Below are 9,479 nucleotides of genomic sequence, written 5' to 3' on the forward strand. Positions count from 1 at the left end.
CCCCTGCCACAGGTAGGTCACGTCGATCCAGGCGTTGGAGCGCAGGCCCAGGCTGTCCCGGTAGGTGCCGTCCGCCAGGTCGATGCCCGCCGGGTTGGTCACGGTGCGCCCGAAGAGGTCCTTGCCGCCGTGGTGGCCGAGCCGGTAGGCCGCGGAGGCCTGCGGGGTGCCCCGCGGCAGGTCCCGGGCGGCGTGCCGGGTGGAGCTCCAGTAGTCGTCGGTGGTGTTCCACGGCCCGACGTCCCACACCGGCGCGTACTCGCACCGCGTGCTGTCGGCCCGGCACGCCCGGACGCTGAACGCGCCGTCGCCGTCCGCGGACAGGGCCCGGCGCGAGGGCAGGGCGACGAAGTGGTCCCGCGTGGAGATCTTGTGGCCGTTCGCGGTGTGCTTGCCCACCAGGCCCTCGCGGGTCGCGAAGATGCGGTGGGTCTCGCCGTCGCCGTCCGCGGCGGCGGGTGTCGCCAGCCCGACGACCGCCCCGGTGACGAGGGTGGCGATCCCGGCAAGGGCGGCCATGGCGCGCTTGCCGACTATCACGCGATAAGTACGCATGGATGCGAACGTAACCGGCGTCACACCCCACCGCGACCGGGCGAGTGGGGGTCCTGTCCGGAAGTCAAGCACCGGAGCGGGTGAATTCCGCGCCGTTCCGCGGCGTGTCGGCTGCTCGGGCGACGGGGCGGAAGAGGCGCGAGAACGCCTGGGATGATGGGCGCCATGCCCGATCGCATGCCCGACCGCACGCCCGACCACAGGACCGAGCAGATGCCCGACCAGCACACCCGCACCGTCACCCTCCTCGGCTCCACCGGCTCGATCGGTACCCAGGCGATCGACGTCGTGCGTGCCCACCCCGGACGGTTCCGGGTCGAGGCGCTGAGCGCGGGCGGGTCCGACGTCGCGCTGCTCGCGCAGCAGGTCGCGACGGTGGGGGCGCGCGCGGTGGCCGTCGCGGACGCCGCCCGTGCGGACGACCTGCGGGCCACCCTGGTCGAGCGGCTCGGCGCCGCGGCGGAGGACGTCGAGGTGCTCGCCGGGCCCGACGCGGCGACCGAGCTCGCGGGTCGCGGCAGCGACGTCGTCCTCAACGGCATCACCGGGGCGGTGGGCCTGCGGCCCACGCTCGCGGCGCTCGCAGGCGGCTCGACGCTGGCGCTGGCGAACAAGGAGTCGCTCGTGGTGGGCGGCTCGCTGGTCAAGGCCGCGGCCGCGCCCGGGCAGATCGTGCCGGTGGACTCCGAGCACTCGGCGATCGCCCAGGCGCTGCGCGGGGGCGCGCGCGACGAGGTGCGACGGCTGGTCCTCACGGCCTCCGGCGGGCCGTTCCGCGGCCGCAGCCGCGACGACATCAAGAAGGTCACGGTCGACGAGGCTCTCGCCCACCCCACCTGGGCCATGGGGCCCGTGGTGACGGTGAACTCCGCCTCGCTGATGAACAAGGGCCTCGAGCTCATCGAGGCGCACCTGCTGTTCGACGTGCCGGCGGAGGACATCACCGTGGTGGTGCACCCGCAGTCGGTCGTGCACTCGATGGTCGAGTTCCACGACGGCTCCACGCTCGCGCAGGCCTCCCCGCCCGACATGCGGCTGCCCATCGCGCTCGGCCTGTCGTGGCCGGAGCGGCTCGACGTCGTCTCGCCGGCCTGCGACTGGACCCGGGCGGCGTCGTGGACGTTCGAGCCCCTCGACGAGACGACGTTCCCCGCCGTCGGGCTGGCCCGCGCGGCCGTCGCGGCGTCCGCCACGCACCCCGCGGTCTACAACGCCGCGAACGAGCAGGGCGTCGCCGCCTTCCTCGCCGGGCGCATCGGCTTCCTCGACATCGTCGAGACCGTGGAGCGGGTGCTGGCCGAGCACGACGGGGCGGCCGCCGCCGACGTCACCCTCGACGCCGTCGAGGGCGCCGAGCGCTGGGCGCGGGCACGCGCCGACGAGATCCTCGCGCGGTCCTGACGAACCCTCCACGCGCGCGTGGCAGGGGCGTGCGGCGGGTCGCCCCGGGTGTCCTAGGCTCGAGGCCGTGGACGTTCTCTCCTGGGTGGTCGGCATCGCGGTGATGGTGGTGGGCCTCGCCCTCTCCATCGGCCTGCACGAGGTGGGCCACATGGTCCCCGCGAAGAAGTTCGGCGTCCGGGTGAGCCAGTACATGGTGGGCTTCGGCCCCACGCTGTGGTCGCGCACCAAGGGGGAGACGGAGTACGGGGTCAAGGCCATCCCGCTGGGCGGCTACGTGCGGATGGTGGGCATGATGCCGCCCGCGCCCGAGGGCACCCGCCGCCGCGGGGGGTTCTTCGGGCAGGCGATCGCGGACGCGCGCGACGCCTCCGTGAGCGAGATCCTCCCCGGCGAGGAGCACCGCGCCTTCTACCACCTGTCCACGCCCAAGAAGCTCGTCGTCATGCTGGGCGGCCCGGTGATGAACCTCCTCATCGCGGTGGTGCTCACGTTCGTCGTGCTCGTGGGCATCGGGGCGCCGACCGTGACCACGACCGTCGGCGCGGTGAGCGAGTGCACGCCCACGTCGACCACGGCGGACGGGGCGCCCGTGTGCGGGGACGGCGCCGCGCCCTCGCCGGCGGCCGCGGCAGGCCTGCAGCCGGGCGACGAGATCGTCGAGTGGGACGGCACGGCCGTGACGTCGTGGGACCAGCTCTCCGGGGCCATCGCGGACGCCCCCGACCAGCAGGTCCCGGTGGTGGTGCTGCGCGACGGCGCCGAGGTCCCGCTGACCGTGACGACGTCGGACCGGCAGGTCCCCGTGGTCGAGGCCGACGGCACCGCGAAGGTCGGCGCCGACGGGCAGCCGGTCACCGAGACGGCGGGGTTCCTGGGCGTCACGCCGACCCAGGAGTACGAGCCGCTGCCGGTCTCGACCGTCCCGGAGGCGGTCTGGCAGCAGGTCTCGGGCACGGCGGGCAAGATCGTCACGCTCCCGGTGCGCATCGGCGACGCGGCGGTGCAGGCGTTCACCGACGAGCCGCGGTCGCAGGACTCCGTCGTGTCGGTCGTCGGGGTCGGCCGGATGGCCGTGGACGCCGTCGCCGCGGACGCGCCCGTGATCAGCACGCTGCAGTTCCTCCTGAGCCTGCTGGCCGCGCTCAACGTGGCGCTCTTCGTCTTCAACCTCATCCCGCTGCTGCCGTTGGACGGCGGGCACGTCGTCAACGCCCTGTACGAGGGCGCCAAGCGTACGGTCGCGCGGCTGCGCGGGCTCCCGCGACCAGGCCCGGCCGACGTCGCGCGGATGATGCCGGTGGCCTACGTGATGTTCGTCGTGCTCGTGGGCACGGGAGCGATCCTCATCGTCGCGGACCTGGTGGACCCGGTCCGTCTGGGCTGACGCCCCTCGCCGTCGCCGTCGAGCCGTCCTCGGACGCCGGGACGATGTCGTCGCCGGTGGGGAGCATCGGGACCGGGGCGGGCAGGGCTCCCCCGCGTGAAGAACGTGCGACGAGAGTGGCACAGCGCGGTGGACGGCCGGGCGCGAGGACGTCCCGTGTGCGTGACCTGGCCCAGGAAGCGCGATACTGGCACCGTGACTGCGATCAATCTCGGCATGCCTACCCCGCCCGCGCCCACGCTGGCCCCGCGCCGCAAGTCCCGCAAGATCCAGGTGGGCAAGGTGGCCGTCGGCGGCGACGCGCCGATCAGCATCCAGTCGATGACGACGACCCCGACCACGGACATCAACGCGACGCTGCAGCAGATCGCCGAGCTGACGGCCGCGGGCTGCGACATCGTGCGCGTGGCCGTCCCGACCATCGACGACGCGGAGGCCCTGCCCGCCATCGCGAAGAAGTCGCAGATCCCCGTCATCGCGGACATCCACTTCCAGCCCAAGTACGTGTTCGCCGCGATCGACGCCGGCTGTGCCGCCGTGCGCGTGAACCCGGGCAACATCCGGAAGTTCGACGACCAGGTCAAGGAGATCGCGAAGGCGGCCTCCGACGCCGGGGTCTCGCTGCGGATCGGCGTCAACGCCGGCTCGCTCGACAAGCGTCTCCTGGAGAAGTACGGCAAGCCCACCGCGGAGGCCCTGGTGGAGTCCGCCGTGTGGGAGGCCTCGCTGTTCGAGGAGCACGGCTTCCACGACTTCAAGATCTCCGTCAAGCACAACGACCCGGTGGTCATGGTGCGCGCCTACGAGCTGCTCGCCCAGCGCGGCGACTGGCCCCTGCACCTCGGCGTCACCGAGGCGGGCCCCGCGTTCCAGGGCACGATCAAGTCGGCCACCGCGTTCGGCGCGCTGCTGAGCCAGGGCATCGGCGACACGATCCGGGTGTCGCTGTCCGCGCCTCCGGTCGAGGAGGTCAAGGTCGGCACGCAGATCCTGCAGGCGCTGAACCTGCGGCCCCGCAAGCTCGAGATCGTCTCCTGCCCGTCGTGCGGCCGTGCCCAGGTGGACGTCTACACGCTCGCGGAGAAGGTCACCGCCGGCCTGGAGGGCATGACGGTCCCGCTGCGCGTCGCGGTCATGGGCTGCGTGGTCAACGGTCCGGGGGAGGCGCGCGAGGCCGACCTCGGCGTCGCGTCGGGCAACGGCAAGGGCCAGATCTTCGTCAAGGGCGAGGTCATCAAGACCGTCCCGGAGGCGATGATCGTCGAGACCCTCATCGAGGAGGCGATGCGCATCGCCGAGACGATGCCGACCCCCGAGAACGAGGCCCAGGCCGGGGCCCCCGAGGTCACGGTCGGCTGACGGTTCGGCCCGAGGGGCCGCACCGAGAGGCCGCATCGGGGACGATGGCGGAGGGGCCGCGACGGCGAAGGGGGCGTGATGGGCGGCTGGCGACCGGCGGTGCGGGCGCGCGGCGACGCGCGCGGCCTCGACGCGCGGCGACCCCGGGCCCGCGTCCTCGGCCAGGAGGACCTCGTCGAGGCGCGCGCCCTGTGCGCCCGCGACCCGGTGACGTCGGTGCTCGCCGCGGCGCGGCTCGAGGTGGCGGCGGTGGCGGGCTTCGCCGCCGCCGGCGGGCAGGCGTGGGGCTTCCCCGCCACGGGCCCGCTCGTCGCGGTCTGCTGGTCCGGGGCGAACCTCGTCCCCGTGCTGTCCCCGGACCTCGTGGGTCGCGACGCGGACGACGCCGTCGCCGCGTTCGCCGCGACGGCCCGCGCGCAGGGCCGGCGATCGTCGTCGATCGTGGGGGACCGGACGGCGGCCCTCGCGTTGTGGGACCTGCTCGCGCCCCGCTGGCCCCCGGCGCGCGAGGTGCGCGCCGACCAGCCGTCGCTGGCGATCGCCCGCGACCCGGACGTCGAGCCCGACGCGCTGGTGCGCCGTTCCACCCTCGGCGAGGTGGACGCCGTGCTGCCCGCCTGCGTACGCATGTTCGCGGAGGAGGTCGGGTACGCGCCGGCCGCGTCCCCCGGCAGCGCGTACGCCCTGCGGGTGCGCTCCCTCGTGGCCGAGGGACGGTCGTTCGTGCGCATGGAGGCACCCGGCTCGGCCCCGGACGCGGGCACCGGGCCGGGGCCCTTCGTCGCCTTCAAGGCCGAGCTGGGCGCGGTCGCGGGCGGGGTCGCGCAGGTGCAGGGCGTGTGGGTCGACCCGCTGCGGCGCGGCCGCGGCCTGGCCGCGCCCGGTATGGCCGCCGTCGTCGTCGCGACGCGGCGCGAGGTGGCTCCCGTGGTCTCCCTGTACGTCAACGCATTCAACGCGCCGGCGCTCGCCACGTACCGGCGCGTGGGCTTCGAGCAGGTCGGCACGTTCACGACGGTGCTGTTCTGACGTGCCGGCGTTACCGGATCCGTCCGGATCGTGAGATGGTACGCGGCGTGACGACGCATGCGACGTGGGGTGCACGGGTGTCCGAGGCGCGGGTGGGTGCCGCGTGAGGGCGCTGTACAAGCCGGGGCCGGGCCCCGGGCTGGAGCTGGTGGAGCGTCCCGAGCCGGAGGCCGGCATCGGCGACGTGAAGATCCGTGTGCTGCGCACCGGCATCTGCGGTACCGACCTGCACATCGACCGCTGGGACGACTGGGCCGCCTCGACCATCGCGGCGCCGCTGGTGCCGGGCCACGAGTTCGTCGGCGAGGTCGTCGCGGTCGGCGAGATGGTGCACGACGTCGTCGTGGGCGACCTCGTCTCCGGCGAGGGCCACATCGTCTGCGGCACGTGCCGCAACTGCCGCGCCGGGCGGCGCCAGATGTGCATCCGCACCCAGGGCCTCGGGCTGCACCGCGACGGCGCGTTCGCGGAGTACGTCGTGCTGCCCGCCACCAACGTGTGGGTGCACCACGCCGAGGTCGACCTGGACGTCGCGGCGATCTTCGACCCGCTCGGCAACGCGGTGCACACGGCGCTCGCGTTCCCGGTGATCGGGGAGGACGTGCTCGTGTCCGGGTGCGGGCCCATCGGGCTCATGGCGATCGCCGTCGCGCGGCACGCCGGCGCCCACCTCGTGGTGGGCACGGACGTCAGCCCGGCCCGGCTCGCGATGGCCGAGGCCATGGGCGCGGACGCCGCGCTCGACGTGCGCACGGCGCGGGTCGCCGACGCCCAGCGCGAGCTCGGCCTGCGCGAGGGGTTCGACGTCGGCTTCGAGATGAGCGGCGCCCCGAGCGCGCTGCCCGAGATGATCGCGAACATGAACCACGGCGGGCGGATCGCGATGCTCGGGCTGCCGTCGGGGCCGATCGCCGTCGACTGGGGCACGGTCGTGACCCACATGCTCACCCTCAAGGGCATCTACGGCCGGGAGATGTTCGAGACCTGGCAGGCCATGGACGCGATGCTGCGCACCAGCGCCACGCTGCGGGCGGCGATCGCGTCGGTCGTGACCGACCGGCTCCCCGCGAGCCGCTGGCGCGAAGGTTTCGAGGCCGCGGCCTCGGCGCACGGCGGCAAGGTCGTGCTCGACTGGACGGACTGGGGAGACGAGCAGGGCGCGCAGCACGACGCGCAGCTCGACGAGGGGAAGGCGTAGCGATGTACGGGACGTTCCGGGAGCACCTGGCGGGCCAGCTCGCCGAGATCGAGAGCGCGGGCCTCACCAAGCACGAGCGCGGCATCTCCGGCCCGCAGGGCGCGCGCATCCGCGCCGACGGCGCCGAGCTGCTGAACTTCTGCGCCAACAACTACCTCGGGCTGGCCGACGACCCGCGCATCGTCGCGGCGGCCCGGCACGCCCTCGACACGTGGGGCTACGGGCTGGCGAGCGTGCGGTTCATCTGCGGCACGCAGGACCAGCACCGCGCCCTGGAGCAGCGCCTGGCGGGCTTCCTCGGCACCGACGACTCGATCCTGTTCTCCTCGTGCTTCGACGCCAACGGGGGCGTGTTCGAGACGCTGTTCGGCGCGGACGACGCGATCGTGTCCGACGCCCTCAACCACGCCTCGCTCATCGACGGCATCCGCCTGTCGAAGGCCGCCCGGTTCCGCTACCGCAACCGGGACATGGCCGACCTCGAGGACCAGCTGCGCGCGGCGCGCGACGGCGGCGCCCGCCACGTCGTGATCGTCACGGACGGCGTCTTCTCGATGGACGGCTACCTGGCGCCGCTGCGGGAGATCTGCGACCTGGCCGACCGGTACTCCGCGCTCGTCCTGGTGGACGACTCGCACGCGGTGGGGTTCATGGGGGAGCACGGCCGCGGGACGCCGGAGCTGCTCGGCGTCGCCGACCGCGTGGACATCCTCACGGGCACGTTCGGCAAGGCCCTCGGCGGCGCGTCCGGCGGCTACGTCGCGGCGCACCAGGAGATCGTCGACCTGCTGCGCCAGCGCGCCCGCCCGTACCTGTTCTCGAACACGCTCGCGCCGACGATCGTGGCGGGCACCCTCACGGCGCTCGACCTCGTGGAGGGGTCGGGGGACCTGCGCGCCCGCCTGACCGAGAACGCCGCCCTGTTCCGCCGGCTCATGACCGAGGCGGGCTTCGACCTGCTGCCCGGCGAGCACCCGATCGTGCCCGTGATGTTCGGCGACGCCGTGCTCGCGGCGAGGACGGCGGCGGCGATGGGGGAGCGCGGCGTGTACGTCACGGCCTTCTCGTTCCCGGTCGTGCCGCGCGGCGAGGCACGCATCCGCGTGCAGCTGTCCGCCGCGCACACGCCCGAGCAGGTCCGCGCGTGCGTCGACGCCTTCGTCGCCTCGCGCGACGCCGTCGCGGCGGGCTGACCGGCTACTTCAGCAGCCTCGACATCCGCCGGTCGGCGAGCACCTGCCCGCCGGTCTGGCAGGTGGCGCAGTACTGCAGCGAACGGTCGGCGAAGCTCACCTCGCGCACGACGTCGCCGCAGACGGGGCACGCCTCGCCCGTGCGGCCGTGCACGCGCATCCCGCGGCGCTTGGCGTCCTTGAGCTCCTTCGCGGGCTTGCCCGACGACGCCGCGACCGCGTCGCGCACGGTGGTCACGACGGCGTCGTGCAGCGCCGTGACCTCCTCCGGGGTGAACGACCGCGTGAGCTTGAACGGCGAGACCTTCGCGACGTGCAGGATCTCGTCGGAGTAGGCGTTGCCGATGCCCGCGATCGCGCGCTGGTCGCGCAGCAGGCCCTTGACCTGCTGGTTCCGCTCCTGCATCAGCGCGGCGAGCGCCTCCGGGGTGAAGTCGCCCGAGAGCGGGTCGACACCGAGCGTGGCGACCTGCTCCACCTCCTGCGGGTCGCGCACCACGTGCACCGCCAGTCGCTTGCGGGTGCCCGCCTCGGTGAGGTCGAAGCCCGCGCCGTCGTCGAGCCGCACCCGCAGTGCCAGCGCCGCCCCGCGCGACGAGCCGCCCATCCGCGGGCGGACCGGCGTCGTGGGCGCCTGGTCCGACCAGCGCACCCACCCGCCGCGCGACAGGTGGAACAGCAGGTGCACCTCGTCGCCGTCCGGGCCGGCCGTGAGATCGAGCCACTTGCCGTGGCGCGTGACGCCGCGGACCTCCTGCCCGACGAGCGCCGTCACCGGCGGGTCGAAGGTCTTGAGCGCGGCGATGGCCGCGACGTCGGCCGCGACGACGCGGTGTCCGGACGTACGAGCGTCGAGGAACTCCGCCAGCGCCTGCACCTCGGGAAGCTCGGGCATGCGGCCATGCTGCCAGCCGGGCCCGACGCCGACCAGGGGAAGGGGCCGGCGCGGGACCGGGGGTCCGGGCGACCGGGGGAGCCCCGGCGCGCCGCTAGGCTTGCCCCCATGTCGATCGTGTCCGCCCGTCAGCCCCAGGGCGACCTGCTCCGCCTGTCCCAGCTCTTCGTCCGCACCCTGCGCGAGGACCCGGCCGACGCGGAGGTCGCGAGCCACCGCCTGCTGGTGCGCGCCGGCTACATCCGCCGCGCCGCCCCCGGCATCTACTCGTGGCTGCCGCTCGGCCTGCGCGTGCTGGCGAAGATCGAGGCCGTCGTCCGCGAGGAGATGGACGCGATCGGCGCGCAGGAGGTGCACTTCCCGGCCCTGCTGCCGCGGGAGCCCTACGAGGCCACCGGCCGCTGGACCGAGTACGGCCCCAACCTCTTCCGCCTGCAGGACCGCAAGGATGCCGACTATCTC

General features: G+C 74.1%; 7 protein-coding genes and 2 pseudogenes. 7 read left to right on the plus strand and 2 right to left on the minus strand.

The window, feature by feature from the left end; translation table 11 throughout:
- Nucleotides 1–555 (minus strand): annotated as a pseudogene (locus ACFWEK_RS14355) (hypothetical protein); the annotation flags it as partial.
- Nucleotides 556–768: 213 nt separating this feature from the next.
- Here ACFWEK_RS14355 and dxr point away from each other — a divergent pair.
- The 6 genes from dxr to ACFWEK_RS14385 all read left to right on the plus strand — a co-directional run bounded on the left by dxr (nucleotide 769) and on the right by ACFWEK_RS14385 (nucleotide 8,122).
- The gene (gene dxr / locus ACFWEK_RS14360) at nucleotides 769–1,956 is read left to right on the plus strand and encodes a 1-deoxy-D-xylulose-5-phosphate reductoisomerase (RefSeq protein WP_430554489.1); all 1,188 of its coding nucleotides are present in this window, start codon (nucleotides 769–771) and stop codon (nucleotides 1,954–1,956) included.
- A 67-nt stretch (nucleotides 1,957–2,023) separates the two neighbouring features.
- Nucleotides 2,024–3,343, plus strand: a complete 1,320-nt coding sequence (locus ACFWEK_RS14365) for a M50 family metallopeptidase (RefSeq protein WP_430554485.1) — start codon at nucleotides 2,024–2,026, stop codon at nucleotides 3,341–3,343.
- A gap of 216 nt (nucleotides 3,344–3,559) precedes the next feature.
- The gene (gene ispG, locus ACFWEK_RS14370; RefSeq protein ID WP_430547093.1) at nucleotides 3,560–4,702 is read left to right on the plus strand and encodes a flavodoxin-dependent (E)-4-hydroxy-3-methylbut-2-enyl-diphosphate synthase; all 1,143 of its coding nucleotides are present in this window, start codon (nucleotides 3,560–3,562) and stop codon (nucleotides 4,700–4,702) included.
- A gap of 78 nt (nucleotides 4,703–4,780) precedes the next feature.
- A complete protein-coding gene (locus ACFWEK_RS14375) occupies nucleotides 4,781–5,731 on the plus strand; it encodes a GNAT family N-acetyltransferase (protein ID WP_430554486.1) in 951 nt (316 codons plus the stop codon).
- 103 nt (nucleotides 5,732–5,834) lie between these two features.
- The gene (gene tdh / locus ACFWEK_RS14380) at nucleotides 5,835–6,929 is read left to right on the plus strand and encodes an L-threonine 3-dehydrogenase (protein ID WP_430554487.1); all 1,095 of its coding nucleotides are present in this window, start codon (nucleotides 5,835–5,837) and stop codon (nucleotides 6,927–6,929) included.
- A 2-nt stretch (nucleotides 6,930–6,931) separates the two neighbouring features.
- Complete coding sequence (locus tag ACFWEK_RS14385) at nucleotides 6,932–8,122, plus strand: glycine C-acetyltransferase (protein ID WP_430554488.1); 1,191 nt, start codon at nucleotides 6,932–6,934, stop codon at nucleotides 8,120–8,122.
- Nucleotides 8,123–8,126: 4 nt separating this feature from the next.
- Here the strand turns inward: ACFWEK_RS14385 and ACFWEK_RS14390 are convergent, their stop codons facing one another.
- Complete coding sequence (locus ACFWEK_RS14390; protein WP_430547089.1) at nucleotides 8,127–9,017, minus strand: DNA-formamidopyrimidine glycosylase family protein; 891 nt, start codon at nucleotides 9,015–9,017, stop codon at nucleotides 8,127–8,129.
- Nucleotides 9,018–9,125: 108 nt separating this feature from the next.
- Between ACFWEK_RS14390 and ACFWEK_RS14395 the strand changes: the two are divergent.
- Nucleotides 9,126–9,479 (plus strand): annotated as a pseudogene (locus ACFWEK_RS14395) (proline--tRNA ligase); the annotation flags it as partial.

It is taken from the genome of Isoptericola sp. NPDC060257, assembly GCF_042726645.1.
Lineage (GTDB): Bacteria > Actinomycetota > Actinomycetes > Actinomycetales > Cellulomonadaceae > Isoptericola > Isoptericola nanjingensis.

Bases quoted from the DNA above. Each gene is read 5' to 3' on its own strand.
- ACFWEK_RS14385 (WP_430554488.1), top strand. From the start codon at position 6,932: ATGTACGGGACGTTCCGGGAGCACCTGGCGGGCCAGCTCGCCGAGATC.
- ACFWEK_RS14390 (WP_430547089.1), bottom strand. From the start codon at position 9,017: ATGCCCGAGCTTCCCGAGGTGCAGGCGCTGGCGGAGTTCCTCGACGCT.
- ispG (WP_430547093.1), top strand. From the start codon at position 3,560: ATGCCTACCCCGCCCGCGCCCACGCTGGCCCCGCGCCGCAAGTCCCGC.
- dxr (WP_430554489.1), top strand. From the start codon at position 769: ATGCCCGACCAGCACACCCGCACCGTCACCCTCCTCGGCTCCACCGGC.
- ACFWEK_RS14375 (WP_430554486.1), top strand. From the start codon at position 4,781: ATGGGCGGCTGGCGACCGGCGGTGCGGGCGCGCGGCGACGCGCGCGGC.